This window comes from Sphingobium sp. KCTC 72723, assembly GCF_014280435.1.
Lineage (GTDB): Bacteria > Pseudomonadota > Alphaproteobacteria > Sphingomonadales > Sphingomonadaceae > Sphingobium.
The window spans coordinates 2,042,178-2,066,469 of sequence record NZ_CP060388.1; the positions used below are offsets into that span (position 1 = coordinate 2,042,178).

Genomic DNA, 24,292 nt, shown 5'->3' on the forward strand with positions numbered 1-24,292 from the left:
TCAATGAGATCATAGCAAGGAAAGGCGGCGCCGGGCGCGCGCCTTTCCGATATGGATTATTCCGGCAGACGCCATGTGATACGGCCATTGTAGGTATCGGCCATTTCATTGCCATCCGAACCCTTGGCCGGCTTGAACCGCGCACGGCGCGGCAGCAGGCGACAGGTCGCTTCATCGAGATCGGGATGCCCGGTCGACGAAGTGATGGTGCAGTTGGTCACCCGACCATCAGCGCCGATTTCCAGACGGAAACCTGCCGTACCCGAACGTTCTTCACGCTGGGCGCGGCTCGGATAGTCGGCATCGCTGAGCCAGCTGCCCGGTTGGCTGCGCGGCGAAGCACGCGTAGCTGCCTGGGGCGGTGGCGGGGGCGCTGCGGGCGGCGGCGGCGGCGCTGCGACCGGAACCGGGTTGAACACCGGAGGCGGTGTCCGAACGGTCTGGATCGGCGGCGCAGGCGCAGGCGTCTGCACGATCGGAGGCGGGGCAACAACCGGCGGCGGCTCGATCGGCTGATCTGGCGGCGGCGGCGGCGGCTCCTCGTCCGGTGGTGGCGGTTCCTCCTTCACATCGACGACGTTCAGCTGTTCTGCCGCCTTTTTGACATATTTCATGCCAAGGCCGGAGACAAAGGCATAGCCAAGAACAGCGTGAATCAGGGCGACGATGATGATCGAGACGGTCCGACTCGATCCTTCCGAGTGGTCAGCATAGGCCATTCAGCAACGACACTCCTTAACTCATCTTACTAGTGGTTTATACAAATCAGCCAAAAACGACCCCAGCTGTCCGGGCTAACCCGGCCACCTTTGGCTCCTGTCCGTCCATTTGCTACCGCCCAAACTCCTATCGCGGCGCATCGTAGCACGCAAACGCTTTATCGATATGTTCATTTGCGTTTACCATTTCATATCGGAATAACTTGCCTGTGACATCCTTGCCACGGGCCAATAACACAGGACGAAGCAGATCATGAAATCCGCCACCCTTTTTCGCTATGTGGTCGCGCCATGCCTCATTTCAGCCGCATATCCCGCAGTTTTCCCGGCTTTCGCGCAATCGAAACAGTTGGTAACGCAATCATCGACATCCCGGCCCGCCCTCTCCTATGCCGATCTGATCGACCTTGCCGACCATGCGCCGTTGGTGGCCCATGTGCGAATCCGCAACATCATCGCTCTGAAGCCGGAGCAGGCCGGAAACGTGCCAGCGGGCTATCGCAGGCTGTTTCTGGAGGGCGATGTGACGGGTTTGATTCGCGGCGAAGCGGGAATCACCCCCCTTGTAAGCTGGCTCTATGATGCCCCGGTCGATGCGCGGGGCAAATTGCCCAAGTTGAAAAAAGCACAGGTCATCCTGTTCGCGCGGGCCGGGACGCGCCCCGGCCAGATCCAGCTGATCGCCCGCGATGCGCAAATTCCCGCAACTCCCGCAGCGATCGGCCAGGTCAAATCCATTCTCGCCACACTGGTCGCCGCCGACGCGCCGCCGCGCATCCTGGGTCTGGGCGACGCCTTTCATGTCGCTGGCACAGTGGCGGGGGAGGGGGAGACGCAAATCTTCCTGCGCACCGAAAATGGCGATCCTGTTTCCCTTTCGATCCTACGTCGTCCAGGTCAGCCGCCGCGATGGGCCGTGGCGCTGGGCGAAATCGTCGATGAAGCAGCCCGCGCGCCCGTTCCTGGCACCCTGCTTTGGTATCGACTGGCTTGCAGTCTGCCCCCCGCCCTGCCCGCCCGCGCCGTCCGCACGCTGGCGATATCGGATGCAGAAGCGGCCCGTGCCGACTATCGCGTGGTGATCGACGCCCTTGGCCCATGTGGCCGCACCCGCGCTACGTCCTGATTCGCCCGCGCTTTTCCTCGCCCATCCGTTCCGCTTTCGCTTGGCCAGCTTTTGCTTGGATGGGCGGGCGCAGGTCGCTATCAGCGCGGCTTCCTGTTCCGCGTCCAGAAAAGAGATACGCCGCCATGACCAATCTGCACCGCCATGCCCCGTTGCGCGTCGCGCTCGTCGGTCTGGGTACTGTGGGCGGCGGAGTCATTCGATTGCTCAACACCAATGGCGCGCTCATCGCCCGGCGCGCCGGTTGCCCGATCCAGATCGTCGCTATTTCCGCGCGCGACCGAAACAAGGATCGCGGCGTCGACCTGTCCCCCTATGAATGGGTGGATGACATGAACAGCCTGGCCACGCGCGACGATGTCGATGTTGTAGTCGAACTCATCGGCGGGTCGGATGGCCCGGCGCTGACCCTGGCGCGCCAATGCCTGATCGCGGGCAAGCCGTTCGTCACCGCGAACAAGGCGATGCTGGCGCATCACGGCCTCGACCTGGCCCGCCTCGCCGAGAAGGGGGGCATCGCGTTGAAATATGAAGCGGCCGTCGCTGGCGGCATCCCGGTCATCAAGGGGATGCGCGAAGGCGCGGCAGCCAACGAAATCAGCCGCGTCTATGGCATCCTCAACGGCACCTGCAATTACATCCTGACCACAATGGAGAAGGAAGGCCGGGGTTTCGACGAAGTACTCAAGGAAGCGCAGGAACTGGGCTATGCCGAAGCTGACCCCAGCTTCGACATTGACGGGGTCGATGCTGCGCACAAGCTGACCATTCTTGCCAGCCTCGCCTTTGGCACCGAACTGGATTTTGGTGCGGTTGCGACCACCGGCATCCGCGACGTCATTGCCGCCGACATTGCCGAAGCCGCCGCTTTGGGTTTCCGCATCCGCCTCGTCGGCATGGCACAGAATGGCGTGGATGGCCTGTTCCAGCGAGTCCACCCGATGCTGGTGCCGCTCGACCACCCGCTTGCCCATGTCGATGGATCGCTCAACGCGGTCGTGGCAGAAGGCAATTTCGTCGGTCGCCTCTTCTTCCAGGGCCGTGGTGCAGGCGATGGCCCGACCGCGTCGGCGGTGGTCGCTGACCTGATCGACGTGGCGCGCGACGAATATGGCGATGCCTTCGCCATGCCGGTCGCCGCGCTCACCCCGCAAAATGCCGCAGACGCAGGCGCGCGTATCGGTCGCACCTATCTGCGCTTCAAGGTGCAGGACCGCCCCGGCGTGCTGGCCGAAATCGCCGCCGCCACCCGCGACGCCGGCGTCTCGATCGAAAGCATGATCCAGCGCGGCGCAAATCAGGCCGACGGCGTGCTGGTCGCCATCGTCACCCATGCGGGCGAGGAACGCTGCATCCGCGACACGCTCGAACGGCTGGCCGGGTCGGACAGTCTGCTCGGCGCACCTATGGTCATGCACATTCTCGACTGACCGGCCTCAACGCTGCCCGGTGCCTTTGAAGCGATCGGGCAGCGGCGGTGGCGGGGCAAGGTCTGCGTCGGGATCGATGATCGCCATCACGCTCTTGCCAAGGACGTCGGCGACTTTGAATAGCGACAGGCCGCCCACGCAACCGCCACCCTGCCCCCCGGTCACGCCACAACTCCCCTGCCTGACCGGCGCCGCCGAAGCACGCGGCGTGTCGCCCCGCACGCCACCGACAGGGGCTTCGCGCGGCAATAGCAACCGTTCGCGCGCATTGCGTTCCGCCCGGTTGCCGCACACGACGATGGCACTTCCGCTGCGGTCGCATGGCCGCACCACCTGCGTTTTGGCGCGATAGGCCGCCATCAGCGAATCGCCATCACTGGCCCGCGCCGGGACGGGCAGCAGCGTGACAAGCACGAGAGCAGGCAGGATCGGGCGGAACATCGCATCGGCAGAAGAACAGCCAATCATGGCCAGATGATGACCAGTTCGCTCGACAAGGCCAAACCGACATCCTATCGCCAGCGTCATAAGAAAAGGCAGAGGATTGAAGATGGTGCAGGCAAGTTCGACGCTCGACCGCGTGCTGGTTCTGGAAATGGTGCGGGTTACCGAAGCGGCGGCCATCGCCGCGTCGAAACTGGTCGGCCGGGGCGATGAGAAAGCCGCCGATGCCGCCGCCGTCGAAGCCATGCGCCTGGCCTTTAACGACCTGTATATGGACGGCACCGTGGTCATCGGCGAAGGTGAACGCGACGAAGCGCCGATGCTCTATATCGGGGAGAAGGTCGGCAATGCTATCGGCACCGGCCCGCGCATCGACATTGCGCTCGATCCGCTGGAAGGCACCACTATCACCGCAAAGGCAGGCCCGAATGCGCTGGCCGTCCTGGCCATTTCCGAAGAAGGCGGCCTGCTCAATGCGCCTGACGTATATATGGAAAAGCTGGCGGTCGGCCCCGGCTTTCCTGACGGCATCATTGATCTCAACCGATCGGTGCAAGAGAATGTCGAGGCCGTCGCCGCTGCCAAGCGGGTGGAGCCGGAGGACATCATCGTGTGTGTCCTCGACCGTCCGCGCCATGAAAAGCTGATCGCACAACTGCGCGCCATCGGCTGCGGCATCATGCTGATTCCCGATGGCGACGTGGCGGGCGTAATCGCCACGACGAACCCGGAAACAACGATCGACATCTATATGGGATCAGGCGGCGCGCCCGAAGGCGTGCTGGCCTGCGCCGCACTGCGCTGTGTGGGCGGCCAGTTCAAGGGACGCCTGATCTTTCGCAACGAAGATGAAAAACAGCGCGCCCGCAAATGGGGCATCACCGATCTCGACCGTGTTTATGACCTGAAAGAACTGGCAAAGGGCGACTGTATCTTCGCCGCCACCGGCGTCACCGACGGATCGTTACTCGACGGGGTCAAGCGGCTGCCGGGCGGCAAGCTGACCACGCAAAGCGTCGTGATGCGGGCCAGCACCGGCACCGTGCGCTGGGTAAAAGGCGAACATCGGCTGAACCACAAATCCTAGTAGCGGATCGCTATAACGCGCCGCAGGGCCGATCCTATCGGCCCGCGCGGTGGTTCAAATCATGGCCCAGCGCCAATATGCCAACGCCGATCAGCGTATAGACGCTTTCCTGCCAGCCATGGTCCATCGTCATTGCGCCCGCCATGACGCCCAGTCCCAGCGATCCGATCGCAGCGGGCATCATGAAGCCATGGACGATGGCACCATGACCCAACGCAATCGCGCCCAGCGCTATGGCCAGCACCAGGCCAACCTCATGAAAAAGCGGGCTTTCGAAAATCCCGCCCGCACTCGCCAGCAGGCCCAGAAAGACCGCCGTGGCAAAGCAATGCGCCACGCAAAGGCCCGACAGCGCCATCGCAATGCGATCGACGCGACCATTGAGCAGGGCATGGCGCAGGGTGGGAGACATGGCCCCCACATAGGCCAGCCCAGCGTAGGTTACAACATAACATTGGGATTTTTTTGCACCCGCCGCAGCGCGATTCAGGCCGCCAGACGCAGGCAGTTGCGGCCGCTATGCTTGGCGCGATACAGCGCCTGGTCCGCGGCCTCCAGCATCGCCGACCGCGTTGCTGCACCGTCCAGTTCGACAAGTCCGGCGCTGAACGTCACGGCAATGGCTTCCCCCGTGTCGATCTGGATCGGATCGGCCAGCCGCGCACGCAATCGCTCGCACACCATGCTGGCTCTGTCTATGTCGCTGTCTGTCAACAGGATCGCAAATTCTTCCCCGCCCAGTCGACCGATGCTGTCGATGCCGCGCAACCCCGGCCTCAACCGTTCGACAAAGCCGGTCAGCACTCGGTCACCTGCGCCATGGCCGTGCATGTCGTTGACGGCCTTGAAATGGTCGATGTCGATCAGCAGCAGGCTGGACTGCGCCCCGCCGCGCGCGCGCAGCATTTCGGCGTCCAGCTTTTCCAGAAACGCCCGGCGGCTGTCCGCCCCGGTCAGCGAATCGCGCGATGCGACCTGTTGCAGCGCCTGATGCCGCGCCTTGTGCCGCGACATGTCCCGAATCGTGCTGATCACGCCGATCGGCACGCCACGTTCATCGACCACCGCGCGGCTGACCATTTCGCACCAGTCGAGATCACCCGCCGCCACCAGTGGGCGAAACTCCACCTTGTGGACCTGCCCCGGATGAATCAGCGCGCGGCGGTGCGCCGCGACGGCCTGCGCGCGATCGACCGGATCGACCAGGTTGGCGGCATTCTGCCCCACCAGCAATTCGGGCGCGCAGCCAATTTGTTCGGTCGCCGAAGGGGACGCATAATGGATGATCCCGTCCACACCGATGTTCAGCACCACGTCGCCGCTATGTTCGGCCATAGTGCGATAGCGCGCTTCGCTGTCCTGCAACATGCGGAACAGCCGACGCCGCCCGTTCAGTTCGGCCGCAACTGGCATCGACAGCAGGAAGCTGAGCGCCAGATAGAATTGAAACGCCTGCACCCGCTCACCCGTCGACGCGGGAATGATCATCAATGGGCCAACGCCCTGCAATGTCGCCGTGCCGCCGATCACGGCCATGATGACGATGGAGGCGGCCGCCCCCATATGGCCGACCCGAAAGGCAATCAGCACCAACGGCAATAGTGGCGCGAACAGCATCGGATAGCGCGCCCAGTAAAAGACATGCACGGTGGTCAGCATGAACAGCGCCAGCAACAGCACCGCCTCGACCTTCTCGGCGCGCGACGTTTCGCGCAGCCAGCGGCGCGGTTCGCCCCGCATCAGCATGATCAGAATCGGCGTGCAGGTCAGCCCGCCCAGTGCATGGCCGGTATACCATTGCAGCCAGGATGCGCCGAACGTCACCGGCGTCAACCACGACGCAACCGACGCGGCGGCCAGCCCGGTTACGACATCGGCCACGCCGCACAGCGCCAGAATGAACGTCACCAGCGGGCGAACCGATCCGGTCAGCAGCCCTTCGTCCAGATAATGGCGGCAGATCAAAGCGACGATCAGCGATTCGGCGACGTTGATGATCGCCATCGGGATTGCAGCGGCGACGCCCATGCCGAACAGGCTGGTCGACAGGGCGCTCGCCACGGCGCACGCTATGATCGCACGCGGCCATGTTCGCTTCGCCGATGTCACGAGCAACGCCATCAGGAAAGCGTTGGCACCCCAGATGAAGGCCAGCCCCCCTTCGAATCGCGAAAGCAGCAGCGCAAAGGTTGCCGCGACGAAATAGATGCCACCGATCGCAAGCGGCGTCAGGAGATTGAGGACAGGGTGGGATGCAGGCCGCGACATGATCCTTCACGACCTAAGCCAGCATCCTTAACATTTGCTCACGATCGTCCCGCAACGGATTGAAAATATGACAAAGCCTCCGATGCTATGTGCATCGGAGGCTTTGCATCGCGACCGCCCCAATATCAGGCGGAAGCATCGCTCAACAGCTGGTCGGTCGGTGCCGAAATCGACGGATTGCGATCCTTGATCGTTACCCGCGCGGCCCGCACCCCTGCGCCATATTCGGGGTGGACAGTATCGAACAACACGCATTGGCGTTCTTCGATAAATCCGGGAATGTCGCCCATGGCCGCGGCGATATTGGCGAACAGACGCGCTTTCCCATCCGCGTCGAACAGTTCGAACAGCGCGCGAGGCTGGCTGAAATCGTCATTGCCTTCCCTGTGGTTCCACCTGTCCGCATCGCCTGTAATTCTCAGTGGTGGCTCGACGAACCTGTTGTCCTCCACCGGCCCGCCAAAGCTGTTCGGCTCATAATAGGCCGCCGGGTTCGGATTGTTGGGGGTGAAACGCATTGCCCCGTCCTTGTGATAATGATGCACCGGGCATTTGGGCGCGTTGACCGGCAGCGCTTCATAATGGGTGCCGATGCGGTGGCGGTGCGCGTCGGCATAGCTGAAGATTCGCGCCTGAAGCATCTTGTCGGGCGAAAAGCCGATGCCCGGCACGATGTTGGATGGCGACATGGCCAGTTGCTCGATTTCCGCGAAATAATTATCCGCGTTCCGGTTCAGCTCCATCACGCCTATGTCGATCGGTGGATAGTCGGCATGGGGCCACACCTTGGTCAGATCGAACGGGTTGTAGGACGTCTTGTCCGCGTCCATTTCCGGCATGATCTGGACCTGCACCTTCCATTTGGGGAAGTCGCCCTGCTCGATCGCTTCGAACAGATCCTCCTGCGTCGATTCGCGGGTGCGCCCTACAATCTGCGCGGCTTCCTCATTGGTCCAATGCTTGTGGCCCTGCATCGTCTTGAAGTGGAACTTGACCCAGAAGCGCTCATTGGCGTCATTGATCAGGCTGAAAGTATGGCTGCCATAGCCATTAATGTGGCGGACATCGGTGGGCAGGCCGCGATCAGACATAAGGATCGTCACCTGATGCAGCGATTCCGGCGACAGCGACCAGAAGTCCCACATCGCCGTGGGCGATCGCAAATTGGTGCGCGGATGGCGCTTTTGGGTGTGGATGAAGTCGGGGAATTTCAACGGGTCGCGCACGAAGAAAACCGGCGTGTTGTTGCCGACCAGATCCCAGTTACCCTCCGGCGTGTAGAATTTCATCGCAAAGCCGCGCACGTCGCGCTCGGCATCCGCCGCACCCGCTTCGCCTGCAACAGTCGAGAAACGCAGGATCATCGGCGTCTGTGCGCCCGGTTGCAGCACCTTGGCCTTGGTATAGGCGCTGATGTCCCCCGTGATCGTCAGTGTGCCATGCGCACCCCAGCCCTTGGCATGGACGACCCGCTCAGGAATACGCTCGCGATTCTGGTGGGCCAGCTTTTCGAGCAGTTGATAATCCTGCAACAACAACGGCCCGCGCGGTCCCGCGCTCAGACTGTTCTGATTGTCCGCAATCGGCGCACCGCCGCTGGTGGTCATGATCGGCTTGTCGGCCATGGTCGTCCTCCTGGGTTTGATGAGCATGGGTTACGCCGCCCGGCGTTTCAGGCAAAATTGATTAAACAGCCTTCACTGATCGGTTTGATGACTTAGTCATCAAGCAAAGCCTGCCATCCAGCCAGTCTTTTGCCACGTTCCTTTTCGTTCATATCGGCCGTGAACATCTGCCGTTCCGACGCCATGACACCTGCCGCCGCAAGGTCAGGAAACAGCCCCACGCCTACCCCGGCCAGCAGCGCCGCGCCCCGCGCCGTCGTTTCCACGTCATGCGGGCGCTCGACCGGCACGTCCAATATATCGGCCATGTCCTGCGCGATCCAGTCGTTGGCGCTCATCCCCCCGTCGATCCGCAAGCGACGCCACGGCGCACCATCGGCGGCAAAGGCACGCGCCAGATCCTGCACCTGATGCGCCATGGATTCCATCGCGGCCCGCACGATATGCGCCCGCCCAGTGGCATGAGTCAGCCCGGTAATCCGCCCCGTCGCTTCGGCACGCCAATGCGGCGCGCCCAGCCCCGACAGCGCGGGCAGCATCCACACCCCGCCATTGTCCGCCACCGATCGGGCGATCGCGTCGGTATCGGCCGCCTGCGCGATCATTCCCATTTGGTCGCGCAGCCATTGGATCAGGCTGCCCGCCACAAAAATCGACCCTTCCAGCGCATAGTGCCGATCCCCGCCCATCTGCCACAGCACCGTCCCGAGCAGGCGATGGGCCGATTGCGGCACCGCCCGTCCCATCGGCGTCAGGATGAACGCCCCGGTGCCAAGCGTCGCTTTCGCCTCGCCCGGTGCCAGGCACCCCTGCCCGATCGTCGCGGCCTGCTGGTCCCCGGCAAGCCCGCATATCGGCACGCTGCCGCCCAGTAACGCCGGCACCGTCACCCCGAACGTCCCCGCATTGTCGACGATCTCCGGCAGCGCCCCCTGCGGCACGCCGAACAGTGCGCACAGGTCGTCGTCCCATCCTGTCCCGTCCAGCGCCATCAGTTGCGTGCGGCTGGCGTTGGTCGCATCGCTGATATGCAGCCCGCCGGTCAGTTTCCAGACCAGCCAGCTTTCAACCGTTCCCAGCGCGAGCGCATCTCCGGCCGTCGCAACATCGGCCACATGGTCGATCATCCAGCGCATTTTGGTCGCGGAAAAATAGGGATCGACCACCAACCCGGTGCGCCGCTGGATCATCTGCTCATGCCCCGCTTGACGCAGCGCGGCGCAGCGGTCGGCCGTCCGCCGGTCCTGCCACACGATCGCACGGGTTAGCGGTTCGCCCGTGCGCCGGTCCCACGCCACTACCGTTTCGCGCTGGTTGGTGATGCCGATCGCGGCGATCCGGTCTGTCCCGCCCGCCTGCGCCACCATCGCCTGCGCACATTCCAGCGTCCGCGCCCAAATCTGCGCCGCGTCATGTTCCACCCATCCGGGCTGGGGATAATATTGGCTCAGGTCGCGCTGCGCCGTGGCGACCCGCGCGCCATCGGGCGCATAGAGCATCGCCCGCGTGGAGGTGGTCCCCGCGTCCAGCACCAGCAGATAGTTGCCGCTCATTCCCCCTCCCCCAGCCACGCCTGCAACCGCGTCACCTGAGCCGCATCGAAGCGCAGCCCCAGCTTGCTGCGCCCCCACAGCACATCCTGCGCCGTGTGCGCCCATTCTCGCGCCTGCATATGCGCCACTTCCGCCTGGAAAAGCCCATGGCCGAAATCCATGCCCAGATCGGCAGCGACTCGCGCCTTGCCCAGCCAGACCCGCGCCTGTGTGCCATAGGCCCGACCGATCCGGTCGGCGGTCGCGGCGACCAGAAACGGATAGTCCCGCGCCAGTCCCGCGATCAGCGCGGCCAGCCCGTCGCGCGGAAAATCTCCGCCGGGCAACGGCGCTTCCGCCGTCCAGTCCCGTTCGTCCAGCCCCGGTAGAAACGGCCGCAGCCGTGTCATCGCCGCAACCGCCAAATGCCGGTAAGTCGTGATCTTACCCCCAAACACGGACAGCAATGGCGCGCCATCCGCATCGTCCAGTTCCAGCCGATATCCGCGCGTCGCCGCCTCCGGTCGTCCCGACCCATCGTCCACCAACGGCCGCACTCCGGCATAGGACCAAACGACATCGGCAGGCGTGATCGCGCGCGAAAAATAGCGATTCGCGCCATCGCACAGATAGGCGATCTCCTCCGCACTGGCCGTCACATGCGCCAGCCCGCCTTCATGATCCCGGTCGGTCGTGCCGATCAGGGTGAAGTCGCGTTCATAGGGAATGGCAAAGAAGATGCGTCCGTCGGGCAGCTGAAAGAAATAGGCATGGTCATGCCCGAACAGCGCGCGCACGACGATATGCGATCCGCGCACGAGCCGCATCTGCCGGTCGCTCGGTCGTTGCGCACGATCGAGCAAGTCCAACACCGACGGCCCGGTCGCATTGATCACGATCCGCGCCCGGAACGTCTCGGCCGCCGTGCGGATCGCCCAAAGCTCGCCCTCCCGCGCCAGCCCCGTCACCTCCGTCCGCGTGCGGACCGTCGCGCCCCGGTCCGCCGCATCGCGCGCGTTCAGCACTACCAGCCGCGCATCATCCACCCACCCGTCCGAATAGGCATAGGCCGGGCCGAAACCGGGTCGCAGCGCTGCCCCCGCGACATGGCGGCGGAGGTCGATGGATCGCGTCGCAGGCAGCGCCCGCCGCCCGCCGATATGATCGTAGAGAAACAGCCCCAGACGCAGCATCCAGCGCGGTCGCAGCCCTTTCGTCCATGGCAGGACGAAGCGCATCGGATGGATGATATGCGGCGCAATGCCCCACAGGCGGGCGCGTTCGGCCAGCGCTTCGCGCACCAGCGCAAATTCGCCATGTTCCAGATAGCGCAGTCCGCCATGGATCAACTTGGTCGATGCCGACGATGTGCCTTGCGCCAGGTCGCCTCGTTCCAGCAGCAGCACGCGCGCGCCGCGCCCCGCCGCATCGCGGGCAATACCGCACCCGTTCACGCCGCCCCCGATAATGGCGATGTCATGAATGATGCCGGCGCTCTCCTCGCTCACCCTATGAGCATAGGGGGCGTAGCGGGCAAAAGAAAGCGCCCGGCGGCATGGATCATCACGCCGCCGGGCGCTCGTCAGTCCCCGGACGCAAAGGGGTCAGGCCAGCGTGTCAACCAGCAAACCGCTATTGCTGCTGTCCGTGCTGCTCGCGGCGCTGCCGTAGAGAGACTGCGACAGGCTGGAGCGCAGATTTTCGAGGAAGGCGATGATCGAATCCAGCTGCTCGGTCGCGCTGCTGGCGTCGCTCGTGCTGGCGGAACTGCTGTCCTCATCCTCGCTCGTTTCGCTCGATGGTGGCGGGCCACGCATCGGCCCCGGCCCGCCCATCGCATCCACGCTCATGCCGTCCGAGCCGCTTTCGATCGCGGTCGCGCTTGCGCCCTGCGGCCCGCCCTGCGCGAAAAAGCTCCGGAGCGCGCTCGCCTGTTCTTCCGTCAGCGTGCCTGCCGACACCTGGCTGTCGATCAGCGTGTCGATGCGATCCTTCATCGCCGACGGGTCAAGCCGCGCACTGCTCTCGCTGGCTGAGGATGCCAGCGCCGTATCGATCGAATCGAGCGCCACGTCCAGCGCATCACCATCCACCTGCGTCAGCGATCCTGCCTCTACGGCAGCATCGATCCGGCGGTCCATCGAAGCGCGCGGCGATGGCGGCGTGGTCATATTGTAATTGCTTATAGTCGTCATTGATGAAGTCCCCACTTCAGTTGAGGGGGCATCATCACTCAAAAACCTAAAAAATCCCTATATTTCAATGATGTAATAGGTTGAAATATAGATGCTACACATGAAGCGCAGCGTGGAGGGATCAGGCCTTTTCCAGCGTGCATTGCAACGGATGCTGGTTCTGCCGGGCGAAATCCATCACCTGGTTCACCTTGGTTTCCGCCACTTCATAACTGAACACGCCGCATATGCCGACGCCGCGCTGATGCACATGCAACATCACCCGCGTCGCTTCCTCCATGTCCATGCGGAAGAAGTGCTGGAGGACGTGAACGACAAATTCCATAGGCGTATAGTCGTCGTTCAGCATCAGCACCTTGTAGAGCGATGGCTTTTTGGTGCGGGTCCGGGTGCGCGTGGCGATACCGACATTGGGACCGCCCGGCCCCTCGCCCTGGTCATCCCGGTCGTCGCCCGTCATCGTCGCGGGGCGCGTATATGCTGTGGCGATACTGATCATGATGTCGCAGGATATGGCGATTTCCGTCCTCATGGCAAGGGGGCGGAGCGACCATCGACGGCCCGTCGCCGATAAATCAGCGTTAACGGCAAAGGGCGCGCCTCCCGCTGGGGGAGACGCGCCCTTTATAGCCATGCCGATGGGCGTAGCGCTGTGGCTCAGGCCGCCAGCGACTTCACCTTGTCGGTCACCAGCGTCACGCGCGCGGTCAGCGGCTGAGCGACTTCACCCACCAGCTTCATCATCGCTTCGCTGCTCTTGGCGGCTTCCTTGGCGAAATCATCGAAGCTGCTCGACATCATCTGGCTTTGCAGCTGGAAGAATTCGGTCGGGGTCTTGATGGTCGCAAAGGTCTTCATCGTGGCAGTCGCCTTTTCGAAGCTCTTGCGGCTGTAATCGACAGCTTCCTGGCCCATGGTTTCCATAGCCTTGGCAGCGATCTTGCCGGATTCAACCATCGCTTCGACATTGCCCTTGGTCAGGTCGCTCAGCTCTTCGATCGCCTTGGTCGACTTTTCAACGCCGGCCTTCGCCTTTTCGTTCATGTCGGCATAAACGGTTTCCAGCTTGGCTTTGGCGTCTTCGGCAAACTTCTTACCGGTTTCGATCATGTCGGTCATGTTTTTGGTTCCTTCTATTACGGGCAGCGATGGAATTTGGGTCATGGGTGTTTCGGCGACGACATCCGCCACAGCGGCGGAAGGCGTCGGAACATCAGGCACCTGAACAGGCGGCGTCGCGGCGGCAGGGGCCGCTTCGACTTCGGGGACAAGAGCCGGCTCAGGCGCAGCATCTACGGCAGTCGTCGCCGCGACGATCGCAGCTGGATTGCCGTCCATTGCCGGAACGCTAGTGGACTTGGCTGTCAGCGTGGGCGCCTTGGCCGCAGCGGGCTTGCGCGCCACCGGCGGCTTCTTTGCGGGCGGGGCGATCGCGGCTTCCGCCGCTTTCAACGCCTCGCTGGCCGACAGTGTCGAACCGCTTTTGGAAAGGGGTCTGCCCCGTCCGGTTTTGGGTGTAACAGCCATGGACCAAATCTCCGCTTGTTGCAGCGCACAATAATCCTTCGTGCCGAGATTCGCAAGGCTTTTGTGCAGTGCAACATAACGGTCATATGGCGCGCCGCTCAGGCCAAAAAGCAATCGGTTGCAATGCAGCAATTCCAGCCGATTATCGCTCCTTTACATAGCGTCCGGGCGCATCCTCAATTGCTTTCATCTTGCCCTTGCCTGGCACCCGCGCGCCCTTCACCGCCACAACACGCGAATCGAGGCTGTCGATCCATGCGCGCCAGTCTGGCCACCAGCTACCCTTTGTCTCTCTCGCTGTCGCAACAAAGCTATCGAGGTCCGGCTGCGGCTCCTCACACGTCCAATATTGATATTTTTGCGCGGCGGGCGGATTGATGACTCCGGCGATATGGCCCGACCCCGCCAGCACGAACCGCACTGGCCCGGACAAATGCTCGGTCAGCTTCCACACGCTTTCCAGCGGCGCGATATGATCTTCCTTGCCTGCCTGCACATAAGCCGGCGTCTCAATCTTCTTGAGGTCGATCGGCGTGCCATCCACGCTGATCGCGCCCGGCATCACCAGCAAATTGTCGCGATAGAGCTGGGTCAGATAATCCTTGTGCCAGCGCGCGGGCAAATTGGTCGTATCGCCGTTCCAGTAAAGCAGGTCGAACGGCGGATAATCCATCCCAAGCAGGTAATTATTGACCACATAGTTCCAGATGAGGTCGCGCCCGCGCAGCAGGTTGAACGTCACCGCCATATAACGCCCGTCCAGAAATCCGCCCGACGACAGTTGATCGACCAACTTCATCTGCTCGTCATCCACGAACAGGGTCAGGTCGCCCGCCTTGCTGAAATCCACCTGCGCAGTGAAGAAAGTCGCGCTGGCGACCTTGTCCGCCTCGCCCCGCGCTGCCAGCAGCGCCAGCGTCGCCGCCAGCGTCGTCCCGGCCACGCAATAGCCGATAGTATGGACGCTTTTCACTTTCAGCAGATCGCGCACCGTATCGATTGCGTCGATCTGGCCACGCAAAATATAGTCGTCCCAGATCAGGTCTTTCATCGACGCATCTGCCGACTTCCACGATACTAGGAATACGCTGACCCCCTGATCCACGGCCCATTTGACGAAACTTTTTTCAGGCGACAGGTCGAGAATGTAGAAGCGGTTGATCCATGGCGGAAAAATGATCAGCGGCGTTGTCAGCACCGTTTCGGTCGACGGCGCATAGTGAATCAGCTGATAGAGCGGGGTTTCATGGACCACTTTGCCCGGCGTCGCGGCGATGTTGCGCCCCACCTCAAACTGGGTGCCGTCGGTATGCGACAGCTGGCCCTTCTCCATGTCGGCCAGCATATGCTGCATACCCTTGACCAGATTCTCGCCGCCCGTCTCGATCGTCTTTTGCACCACGGTCGGGTTGGTCAGCGGAAAATTGGACGGCGACAGCGCGTCGAGCATCCCGGTGGTCGCAAAGCGCAGCTTGGCCTTTTGCTTCGCGTCCACCCCGTCAACGGAGTCGGCCAGCCGGGTCATATAATCGGACACCAGCAAATAGCTTTGCCGGATCAGGTCGTAAAAGGGGTTTTGCGTCCACGCCGGGTCGGCAAAGCGCCGGTCCTTGCGCGCGGCCGGGCTTTCTGCCGGGGCAGGCGCAGGCTCGTCGCGCAACAGGCCACCCGAATCGAGAAAACGCTGCCACAGCGCGAGTCCTTCGTCGGCAAAGCCGCTCTGGATGCGAGCGACCGTCTCCGGGTCGAAAGGCAGCACGCGGCCCGTCGCCCCCGCCGCCTGCTCCAGCATCAATTGCTGGGTGCGGCCAATGACCTGCGTCCATTGCTGCATCTGTTCCAGCGTCGGCAGATGCGGCTCCATGACGTTGCTCTTTTCCATGGCCACTCTCCTGTTCCTGGCATCATCTGCCACCACCGCTTTCTCTGGCGCGGCGCAAGCGGGGTGGTTATAGCCCGATTGTGACGCGGCGACGGCTCGCGTCGCACTATTCATCACCGAGAGCTTTCAGGAAAGCCCCTATAATGTCCGAAGAATTCTACCGCATGAAGCGCCTGCCCCCCTATGTCATCGCAGAAGTGAACGCGATGCGGGCCGCCGCGCGCGCGGCGGGAGAGGATATTATCGACCTTGGCATGGGCAATCCCGACCTGCCCCCGCCCGACCATGTCATCGCCAAGCTGATCGAGGTCGCGCAAAAGCCCGATGCCCATGGCTATTCCCAGTCGAAGGGGATTCCGGGGCTACGCAAGGCGCAGGCCAATTATTATGGCCGCCGCTTCGGCGTCGATGTCGACCCGGAAACTGAAGTCGTCGTGACGATGGGGTCGAAAGAAGGGCTTGCCAGCCTGGCCACCGCGATCACTGCGCCGGGTGATGTCGTGCTGGCCCCCAACCCCAGCTATCCGATCCACATGTTCGGTTTCATCATCGCGGGCGCGACCATCCGATCGGTGCCGACCACGCCGGATGAAAATTATTTCCGGGCGATCGACCGGGCGATGGCCTTCACCGTGCCGCGCCCGTCGATTCTGGTGGTAAACTATCCGTCCAATCCGACCGCCGAAACGGTCGACCTGGCCTTCTACGAACGGCTCGTCGCCTGGGCGAAGGAAAACAAGGTCTGGGTGCTGAGCGACCTTGCTTATTCCGAACTTTATTATGACGGCAATCCGACTCCCTCCATCCTGCAAGTGCCGGGCGCGAAGGATGTGGCGATCGAATTTACCTCGCTGTCGAAAACCTATTCGATGGCGGGCTGGCGCATGGGCTTTGCCGTGGGCAACAAGCAGTTGATCGCGGCAATGACGCGGGTGAAATCCTATCTCGACTATGGCGCGTTCACCCCGATTCAGGCGGCGGCCTGCGCGGCGTTGAACGGCCCGCAGGACATCGTCCAGAAGAACCGCGAACTTTATCACAAGCGTCGCGACGTTATGGTCGAAAGCTTCGGCCGCGCCGGGTGGGACATTCCCCCGCCGCGCGCGTCGATGTTCGCCTGGGCGCCCTTGCCCCCCGCGCTCAAGGAAATGGGCAGCCTTGAATTTTCCAAGCAATTGCTCACTCACGCCAAGGTCGCAGTCGCGCCGGGCGTTGGCTATGGCGAGGATGGCGAAGGGTTCGTCCGCATCGCCATGGTGGAAAATGAGCAGCGCCTGCGGCAAGCGGCCCGCAACGTGAAGAAATATCTCCAATCGATGGGCGTCAATACGCCGTCGTCCAAGGGCGCGGCCTGATCGGCCCTACACCGAGCAGGGGGAAGCGGTTATGAGCGCAGTCGCAGGGCTATTGCCGTTGCCGCAAGTGACGCACATTGCGCAGACCATCCAGCTTGCCGTCGCGCCGGTGTTTATGCTGGCGGGCATCGGCGCGTTCCTGAACCTGTGCGCCAGTCGATTGGCACGGGTGATCGACCGGGCGCGGGTCGTGGAAAAGGGCGTGCTGGAATCGCGCGGCAAGGAGCATGACCGGCTGGTCGCGGAAATCAGGATGCTCGACCGACGGATGAGCGTAGTCAACAGCGCGATCTTTCTGTCGGTCGCATCGGGCTGCGCCATCTGTCTGGTCGTGATCTTGCTGTTTGCCGCCGAATTGTTCCGGGGCCATCTGGGTAATACTATTGCCGTCCTGTTCATCGTGACGATGGTGCTTCAGGCTGCCGCCTTCGCCACCTTCATTCAGGAAATCCGGCTCGCATCGCGCACCATCCATATCCGTAACGAAGTCCTCTATCACAAGGCCGAGGCGGAAGACGCGGACAGCGCATGACTCGCTTCACCGTCAACGACCGGCCAGTGCAGTATCGCATGGGTGCGGACACGCCGCTGCTGTGGGCGCTGCGCGATGCGTCGAACCTGACCGGCACCAAATATGGTTGCGGCACAGGCGATTGCGGTGCCTGCACCGTGGATATCGATGGCGAAGCGGTGCGTTCCTGCCAGGTGACGATCGGCAAGACCGAGGGGCGTTTCGTCACGACCATCGAAGCGCTATCGCCCGATCGCGGCCATCCGTTGCAACAGGCGTTCGCCGCCGACAATGTGTCGCAATGCGGATACTGCATCCCCGGCATCATCATGGCCGCGTCGGTGCTGCTGCGCCGGACCAATGATCCGTCCGACGAGGAGATCGACGCGGCGATCACCAACATCTGCCGTTGCGGCATCTATCCCCGGCTGCGCGGTGCGATCAAGCGGGCGGGGCGGATCATGCGTGGGGAGGAACGAGTCGCCGCAGCACCGCCCCCCGGCATCACGCCACAGGATGCCGCCCGCACCGTCCCCGCGCTCAGTCAGCCGAAACGATAGCCCGACACCGTCCAGCCCATCACGCTGCTGCGATGATCGCATATCGCCACATCATCACCACCCGCGCCCAGTGCGACCATCAGCGGCAACAGATGCTCCTCGCGCGGGTGGGCGAAATGGGCGTGGGGCAATTGATCCCATGCCGCGACGCGCAGCGCGCGCCGTGCCGGATCGGCGTCTGTCACCGCAGCGCTCAGCGCTTCGTCCCATAGCGTCGATGGCATTACCGCCTGCGGACCGCGCACCCGCAGATTGTGGAAGCTCATGCCCGATCCCACGATCAGGACGCCTTCGTCGCGCAAGGGAGCCAACGCCCGCCCGGCTGCGATATGCGCCGCCGGATCAAGGTCGCGCCGCAGCGACAGTTGCGCCAGCGGAATGTCCGCGCCCGGCACCGCGACCTTCATCGGGATGAACACGCCATGGTCCCAGCCGCGCGCATCATCCCGCGCGGTGGCAAAGCCGGCCTCCGCCAGCAACGCCGCTGCCCGGTCGGCCAGCCCCGGCGCACCGGGTGCGTCCCAGCGCAGCGTGTAGGTGTGGGGCGGAAAGCCATAATAGTCGAACAGCAGGTCCGGTTTCTCACCATCCTGCACGGTAAAGGCGTCCGCTTCCCAATGGCCCGACACCAGCAATATGGCGCGCGGCCGCTCCGGCAGGTCCGCGATCAGGCCAGTCAGATAATCCTGCATCGGATGCCACATCGGGTCGCTGTGCGGCCGGTCGGGGTCGGCAGGGTCCATGAAGAAGCAGGGACCGCCGCCATGGGGGATGAAGAAAGTGGGCTGTTTCATAAGTGCGCATATCGGCAAGCGGCGCGCACCATGCAATCGACGACCCGGAAACCAATCGTTTCGCGCCTGCCCCGTTCAGTTGCCCGCCATCACCGGCCCCAAAGCCTGCGCCAGCGTCGCGCCGGAATAGGGTTTCTTCACCAGTACGATATGGCTGAACCGTTCGGGCAGTTCCAGCCCGTCGCCATAGCCCGTCGCAAACAGGAAGGGGATGCCCCGCTCCGCCAGCAAATCCGCCACCGGCAGGCTGGTTTCATTGCCCAGGTTGAAGTCCAGCACGGCCAGGTCGATCGGCTGCACCGCAATCGCTTCGCGCGCGCGCACGACGCTGGACGCCGTCGTCACTTCCGCACCCAGCTCGCGCAGCGCATCTTCGCCATCCATGGCGATAATCATATTATCCTCGACCAGCAGGATGTTGCGCCCCTTGAGCAATCCGGGCGTCGCCGCGACCGCTGGCCTGGCCCGTTCGCCTGCTACCCGATCGGGCAGGACAGAGGCGACATGGGCGGACGGGATGCAGAATTGCGCCTCTATCCCCGCCAGCTTGTAATGAATTTCGGCATGGCCGCCCAGATCATAGGGGATCGACCGTTCGATCACCGTCGATCCAAAGCCCCGGCGCGTCGGCGCAATCACCGCCGGTCCGCCGCTTTCGCTCCAGTCGATCAGCAGGCTGCCGTCGCTATCCACCCGCCAATCGATCGCCACCACGCCGCTGTCCGACAGCGCGCCATATTTCGCCGCATTGGTCAGCATCTCATGAATCACCAGCGCCATCACCGTGAAGCATCCCGGCGTCAGCAGCACATTGGGACCGCTCAGCCGCACCCGGTCGGACATTTCGCCCAGATAGGCGCCCGCCTCCACTTCGATCAGGTCATAGAGCCGCGCTGGCGCCCAGCGATCTGCGGTAATCTGGTCATGGGCGCGGGCCAGCGCGTGGACGCGGCTTTCCAGCGTGCCGATAAATTCGTCGACCGAGCCGGCACTATCGCGCGTCTGGGACAACAGCCCCCGAATCAGCGACAATATGTTGCGTACCCGGTGGTTAAGCTCGGCGATCAGCAATTCCTGCTTCTCATGCGCCTTTTGCCGTTCGGCGTCCGCCGAATCGGACAGGCGCAGGACCACTTCCAGCAACGCCGTGCGCAGCGCTTCGGCCACACGCAGATGCGCGGGTGAAAATGGCAGGGCCGTGCCGCGAACCAGTTGCGACCATGCCTCGAAACTCTTGCGCGGGGTCAGGCGCGGGCCGTTCGGGCCATATTCGATATGCTTGGCCTGTTCCCCGGCCCAGCGCACCGAGCGCAATTGTTCGGCGCGGAACAGCACGACATAGTCGCGCGGACGCCGCGACAACGGAATGGCCAGCAGCCCGGCGGCACGATCGGCATAGACCTCCGCCTCCGGCATCACGCGCATCAGGCTGTCGGTGGTATAGACCTGACTGGCGGCCAGCCGGTTGAGCGTCGTGACGATGGTCGAAAAGGCCGATTGATCGGGCGTCAGGCCCGAAAAGCTCATCTGCCCGTCGATATAGACGCCAACGCCATCGGCCGGGATCGTGTCGAATATGATGTCGCCCAGCCAGCGTGCGTTGGCCAGCAGGTCATGGTCCTGCGCCACGGCCGCCATCAGCCGGTCGGCCACCTGCCGCGCCTTGCCTTCATAGGCGGCAGTTTCGGCGCGCTCGCGACTTTCCAGCATCATTGAGAATATCTGGCCGAACAGTTCGGCCGCGCTGCGCTGCGCAAAGGTCGGCAGGCGCGGCGCATAATGGTGGCAGGCAAACAGACCCCACAGCCGGCCTTCGACGATGATGGAAATGGACAGCGACGCCCCCACCCCCATGTTGCGCAGATATTCGACATGGATCGGCGATACCGCGCGCGTCAGGCACAGCGACATGTCGAGCGCGACACCCGCCGGGTCGAGCGTCGGCACGACTGGCACCGGCACAGCCGTCACATCGGCAATGATGCGGAAGATGTTGCGGACATATAACGCGCGCGCCTGCACCGGAATGTCGGACGCGGGATAATGCAGGCCGAAAAAACTCTCCACGCCGGGGCGTAGCGCTTCGGCCACCACTTCGCCATCGCCGCCATCGGCAAAGCGATAGACCATGACCCGGTCGAACCCGGTCAGCGCCCGCACCTGTCGCGCGCCATCGCGCAGGAAGGCGGTCATCCCGTCGACCTGCCCCAGCCGCGCGACCATGGAGCGGACCATGCTGCTGGCTTCCATTTCGTCATGCGCAGCCGGTTCGCCCTCGATCACCACCAGTTGGCCGGAGAAATGAACTGCCACGTCAAACGCCGCCCCGCCGTCCACCAGCGTCAGCGCAAAGATGCGCTCGACCGCATCCGCCCCGCGCAACAGAGTGATGCGGTTGCGCAGGCTGTGGATCGCATCGGCGCAGAAAATCGCGCTGACCGGCTGACCCAATATCGCGTGCGGATCCAGACCCAGAAAAGCATCGCAATTCAATGACGCACGCGACACCAGCCAATCGGCGGTCAGCGCGATCAGGAAGCCGAAGGGCTGGACCGTGCCGGGGACGTGAATAGGCTCCCGGTCGCAATTGGTGAGATCGACGATCGCATCCGTCGTGCCGCCATCAGCCATGGAGAGCAACCCGGTCGGCCCCCGCTTGTGCGAAAAGAGCGAAGGCAGCCTGCGCGCCCTGCACGGCATCGTCCAGCCAGCCCTCGCCCCCCTTCAAAGCGGCGCTTTCCAGCGCGGCCTGAAAGTCCTTCCACTCGCCCTTACCATGCACTGCCGACAGATAGGCAATGGGCAGGCCTTTGCCGACCTGTCGCGCCAGCATCGCGCCGCCCAGCCGCGATCCTTCGAGCGCATAGAGCAGCCCCCAGCGATAGCCGTCCGACGCTTCGCCTGACAGAGGCAACGGCGCAGGCATGGGGACGCCGAGCGAATCGAGATCCTGCGCCAGCAGCGGCAGGCGGGAACGGTCCGGCATGGCCACTGGCTCGATCGCACCAACGGCGCGCGCGTGCGCGATCAGGAACGCACGATAATCGTCGCGGCAATCGAGGGCATAGGGCGAGAACAGCGCATCGACATGACGATGATCCTTCATCGTCGCATCACGCAGGGCCAGGCGAATGCGGCCGACATCAGAAGATTTCATCACGCGGCAGTCCTATAGAGGGTGCATTGGGGCTGCACTGATCTGGATCAGCTTTTCATACTCGATCTATCGTTGATCGTGAATAAATGCCGGGCCGCCCCGTTCCATGCAGCGCGCGAATCTTTCAAATGGCTGACAACCCAGTTCAGTATTGTGACAACAGTAGCCAACTAAAAGAACATTATTCGGGAGCAGACCGCTTCCTCCGAGGAAAGTCAGGACGATGTTCAGGAAGATGATGCTGGCGGGATTGATGACCGCGACGGTGCTTGGCGGCATTGCCCCGGCCTATGCCCAAAATATGGACAATGGCGGTGGCAATCGCGGCGAGCGCGCTGCACGGGGCGACGGTCAGCGCGGCGGTGACGGTCAGCGTGGCGGCCAATGGCGCGGCGATCGTCAGGCGCAACGCGGCGGGGAAAACGGAGCACGCTGGCAATCGCGTGGCGAAGTGCGCGCCGCAGCGCCCGTCGTGGCCCAACAGCGTCAGGAACAGCCGCGTCAGGAAAGGGTCCAGCAGCAGCAGGCAAGGCCCGACAGGCAGGACCGCCAATGGCGCGACGGTCGTGGTCAGGCGGTTGTAGGGCGGCAGGACACTATCCAGCAACAGGGCCGCAACGACGATCGCCGCAACTGGCAACAGGCCCAGCGTGATGATCGACGCGACGACCGCAGGGATGAACGGCGTAACGATCGGCGAGACGATCGTGTCGATAACCGCCGCGACGACCGGCGCTGGAACAACAATCGCGGTGCTGTGGGCAACGGCAACTGGAACAACAACGTCCGTACTGAAGGCAACTGGAACAATGGTCGCCGCTATGATGACCGCACACGCTGGACCGACCAGCGGCGCTGGGACAATGGCTGGCGGCAGGACAACCGCTATAACTGGTCCAGCTATCGTGACCGCTACGGCGATCGTTACCGCATGGGCCGCTATGCCGCTCCGCGCGGGTGGGACTATGGCTATCGGCGCTTCTCGGTCGGCATCGTGCTGAGCAGCCTGCTCTATTCCAACAGCTATTGGCTGAGCGATCCCTATGCCTATCGCCTGCCACCGGCCTACGGCACGCTGCGTTGGGTACGCTATTATGACGATGCCATGCTGGTGGACATTCGTGACGGCTATGTCGTCGACGTGATCCACGATTTCTTTTGGTAAAGAACGCAGCTCCCTGAACTGGCCTTCAGGAGTGACTGGCCCCGGCGCAGCGATGCGCCGGGGTCTTTTCATGACATATGCCATTGTGGCAGGGAATGAGCGATGACGGACGAACTTGATGATGGCGGCACATCTTCCTCCACGCGCGCGCAGGTCGGCGCGGCGGTGCGCGCGCGTCTGGACCGCAACCCGCTGGTCAGCCGCATCGACGCGCCGGGCCTGGACATCTATGGACGGCACGAATTTTTGAGCGCGCAGGAATGTGCCGGACTGCGCGCGCTGATCGACGCTGACGCCAAGCCATCGACCCTTTTTTCCGGCAGCGCGAATGCGGACTATCGCACGAGCCACAGCTGCAATCTCGATCGCTGGAATCCGCTGGTGGAAGCGGTCAGCGAGCGTATCGTCGCCCTGACCGGCCTGCCCGCCGATCATGGCGAAACCTTACAGGGGCAACGCTATACCAGCGGGCAGGAATATAAGGTCCATTGCGACTATTTTCCCGTCACCGCCGATTATTGGCAGGCGATGCGCGCAAGCGGCGGGCAGCGGACATGGACCGCGATGATCTATCTTTCGCCGGTGGAAGCGGGCGGCGAAACCCATTTCCCCAATTGCGAATTCATGGTCCCCCCGGTCGAAGGCATGATGCTGCTTTGGAACAATATGGACAGGGATGGCGCACCCAACGATCAAAGCCTGCACGCGGCCCGGCCGGTGGATCGCGGCACCAAATATGTCGTTACCCAATGGTTTCGCGAACGGCGCTGGGTGCGATGATATGTCGCACCCATTGTTACACATTGCGACATAAATGACTGAAAACTGGCAATCTCATTCCCGACTCGTTCAGGCGCGGGGGGCCATATCCTTATGTGTTGGCGACAGGGAACCAGTCCAGCCGGACCGGGTTCA

Annotated in this window: 22 protein-coding genes; 8 read left to right on the forward strand and 14 right to left on the reverse strand. The window is 63.1% G+C overall.

Annotated features, from left to right (window positions below; genetic code table 11):
* Positions 1–56 precede the first annotated feature (56 nt).
* Positions 57–719, reverse strand: coding sequence for an energy transducer TonB (locus SPBM01_RS10165; RefSeq protein WP_188065376.1), 663 nt, complete (start codon positions 717–719; stop codon positions 57–59).
* A gap of 253 nt (positions 720–972) precedes the next feature.
* Here SPBM01_RS10165 and SPBM01_RS10170 point away from each other — a divergent pair, with 253 nt between their 5' ends.
* Positions 973–1,845 carry a hypothetical protein gene (locus SPBM01_RS10170; RefSeq protein WP_262504387.1) on the forward strand — a complete coding sequence of 291 codons (873 nt, stop codon included), beginning with the start codon at positions 973–975 and terminating at the stop codon, positions 1,843–1,845.
* Positions 1,846–1,970: 125 nt separating this feature from the next.
* Positions 1,971–3,275 (forward strand): homoserine dehydrogenase, encoded by a 1,305-nt coding sequence (locus SPBM01_RS10175; RefSeq protein WP_188065377.1) that lies wholly within the window; start codon positions 1,971–1,973, stop codon positions 3,273–3,275.
* Between the two features lie 6 nt (positions 3,276–3,281).
* On the opposite strand, the gene SPBM01_RS10180 is transcribed toward SPBM01_RS10175, so the two are convergent.
* Positions 3,282–3,743, reverse strand: a complete 462-nt coding sequence (locus SPBM01_RS10180; protein ID WP_262504388.1) for a hypothetical protein — start codon at positions 3,741–3,743, stop codon at positions 3,282–3,284.
* Positions 3,744–3,825: 82 nt separating this feature from the next.
* Between SPBM01_RS10180 and glpX the strand changes: the two genes are divergently transcribed.
* Positions 3,826–4,806, forward strand: a complete 981-nt coding sequence (gene glpX, locus SPBM01_RS10185) for a class II fructose-bisphosphatase (RefSeq protein WP_188065378.1) — start codon at positions 3,826–3,828, stop codon at positions 4,804–4,806.
* 34 nt (positions 4,807–4,840) lie between these two features.
* Here glpX and SPBM01_RS10190 read toward each other — a convergent pair whose 3' ends face one another.
* The 9 genes from SPBM01_RS10190 to SPBM01_RS10230 all read right to left on the reverse strand — a co-directional run bounded on the left by SPBM01_RS10190 (position 4,841) and on the right by SPBM01_RS10230 (position 15,835).
* Positions 4,841–5,218, reverse strand: coding sequence for a MerC domain-containing protein (locus SPBM01_RS10190; RefSeq protein WP_188065379.1), 378 nt, complete (start codon positions 5,216–5,218; stop codon positions 4,841–4,843).
* 74 nt (positions 5,219–5,292) lie between these two features.
* Positions 5,293–7,074, reverse strand: coding sequence for a sensor domain-containing diguanylate cyclase (locus tag SPBM01_RS10195; RefSeq protein ID WP_188065380.1), 1,782 nt, complete (start codon positions 7,072–7,074; stop codon positions 5,293–5,295).
* Positions 7,075–7,199: 125 nt separating this feature from the next.
* On the reverse strand, positions 7,200–8,699 hold the full coding sequence (locus SPBM01_RS10200; protein ID WP_188065381.1) for a catalase: 1,500 nt from the start codon (positions 8,697–8,699) through the stop codon (positions 7,200–7,202).
* A gap of 92 nt (positions 8,700–8,791) precedes the next feature.
* The gene (locus tag SPBM01_RS10205; RefSeq protein WP_188065382.1) at positions 8,792–10,252 is read right to left on the reverse strand and encodes a glycerol kinase; all 1,461 of its coding nucleotides are present in this window, start codon (positions 10,250–10,252) and stop codon (positions 8,792–8,794) included.
* On the reverse strand, positions 10,249–11,739 hold the full coding sequence (locus tag SPBM01_RS10210) for a glycerol-3-phosphate dehydrogenase (RefSeq protein WP_188065383.1): 1,491 nt from the start codon (positions 11,737–11,739) through the stop codon (positions 10,249–10,251). The genes SPBM01_RS10205 and SPBM01_RS10210 overlap by 4 nt, the downstream gene beginning before the upstream one ends.
* Positions 11,740–11,835: 96 nt before the next feature.
* Complete coding sequence (locus SPBM01_RS10215) at positions 11,836–12,426, reverse strand: hypothetical protein (RefSeq protein ID WP_188065384.1); 591 nt, start codon at positions 12,424–12,426, stop codon at positions 11,836–11,838.
* Between the two features lie 121 nt (positions 12,427–12,547).
* Complete coding sequence (gene clpS, locus SPBM01_RS10220) at positions 12,548–12,925, reverse strand: ATP-dependent Clp protease adapter ClpS (protein ID WP_410483035.1); 378 nt, start codon at positions 12,923–12,925, stop codon at positions 12,548–12,550.
* Between the two features lie 158 nt (positions 12,926–13,083).
* Positions 13,084–13,953, reverse strand: coding sequence for a phasin family protein (locus SPBM01_RS10225; protein WP_188065386.1), 870 nt, complete (start codon positions 13,951–13,953; stop codon positions 13,084–13,086).
* A gap of 142 nt (positions 13,954–14,095) precedes the next feature.
* Positions 14,096–15,835 carry a PHA/PHB synthase family protein gene (locus SPBM01_RS10230; RefSeq protein ID WP_188065387.1) on the reverse strand — a complete coding sequence of 580 codons (1,740 nt, stop codon included), beginning with the start codon at positions 15,833–15,835 and terminating at the stop codon, positions 14,096–14,098.
* Between the two features lie 143 nt (positions 15,836–15,978).
* On the opposite strand from SPBM01_RS10230, the gene SPBM01_RS10235 reads away from it, so the two are divergent.
* From SPBM01_RS10235 to SPBM01_RS10245, 3 genes are read left to right on the forward strand one after another with little or no spacing between them, the layout of a single operon-like run.
* Positions 15,979–17,190, forward strand: coding sequence for an LL-diaminopimelate aminotransferase (locus tag SPBM01_RS10235; RefSeq protein WP_188065388.1), 1,212 nt, complete (start codon positions 15,979–15,981; stop codon positions 17,188–17,190).
* A 31-nt stretch (positions 17,191–17,221) separates the two neighbouring features.
* Positions 17,222–17,722 (forward strand): DUF2721 domain-containing protein, encoded by a 501-nt coding sequence (locus SPBM01_RS10240; RefSeq protein ID WP_188065389.1) that lies wholly within the window; start codon positions 17,222–17,224, stop codon positions 17,720–17,722.
* Positions 17,719–18,261 carry a (2Fe-2S)-binding protein gene (locus tag SPBM01_RS10245; RefSeq protein WP_188065390.1) on the forward strand — a complete coding sequence of 181 codons (543 nt, stop codon included), beginning with the start codon at positions 17,719–17,721 and terminating at the stop codon, positions 18,259–18,261. Before SPBM01_RS10240 ends, SPBM01_RS10245 begins: the two co-directional genes overlap by 4 nt.
* Here the strand turns inward: SPBM01_RS10245 and SPBM01_RS10250 are convergent.
* The 3 genes from SPBM01_RS10250 to SPBM01_RS10260 form a co-directional block, all read right to left on the reverse strand.
* Positions 18,246–19,055 (reverse strand): DODA-type extradiol aromatic ring-opening family dioxygenase, encoded by an 810-nt coding sequence (locus SPBM01_RS10250; protein WP_188065391.1) that lies wholly within the window; start codon positions 19,053–19,055, stop codon positions 18,246–18,248. The genes SPBM01_RS10245 and SPBM01_RS10250 overlap by 16 nt on opposite strands.
* A 75-nt stretch (positions 19,056–19,130) precedes the next feature.
* Positions 19,131–21,686, reverse strand: coding sequence for an HWE histidine kinase domain-containing protein (locus tag SPBM01_RS10255; protein ID WP_188065392.1), 2,556 nt, complete (start codon positions 21,684–21,686; stop codon positions 19,131–19,133).
* Positions 21,679–22,215 carry a biliverdin-producing heme oxygenase gene (locus SPBM01_RS10260; RefSeq protein WP_410483036.1) on the reverse strand — a complete coding sequence of 179 codons (537 nt, stop codon included), beginning with the start codon at positions 22,213–22,215 and terminating at the stop codon, positions 21,679–21,681. The genes SPBM01_RS10255 and SPBM01_RS10260 overlap by 8 nt, the downstream gene beginning before the upstream one ends.
* A 220-nt stretch (positions 22,216–22,435) precedes the next feature.
* Between SPBM01_RS10260 and SPBM01_RS10265 the strand changes: the two genes are divergently transcribed.
* Together SPBM01_RS10265 and SPBM01_RS10270 are read left to right on the forward strand one after the other, a co-directional pair.
* Positions 22,436–23,377: an RcnB family protein gene (locus tag SPBM01_RS10265; protein ID WP_262504390.1), complete on the forward strand. Its 942-nt coding sequence runs from the start codon at positions 22,436–22,438 to the stop codon at positions 23,375–23,377.
* 102 nt (positions 23,378–23,479) lie between these two features.
* On the forward strand, positions 23,480–24,157 hold the full coding sequence (locus SPBM01_RS10270) for a prolyl hydroxylase family protein (protein WP_188065393.1): 678 nt from the start codon (positions 23,480–23,482) through the stop codon (positions 24,155–24,157).
* Positions 24,158–24,292: the final 135 nt, after the last annotated feature.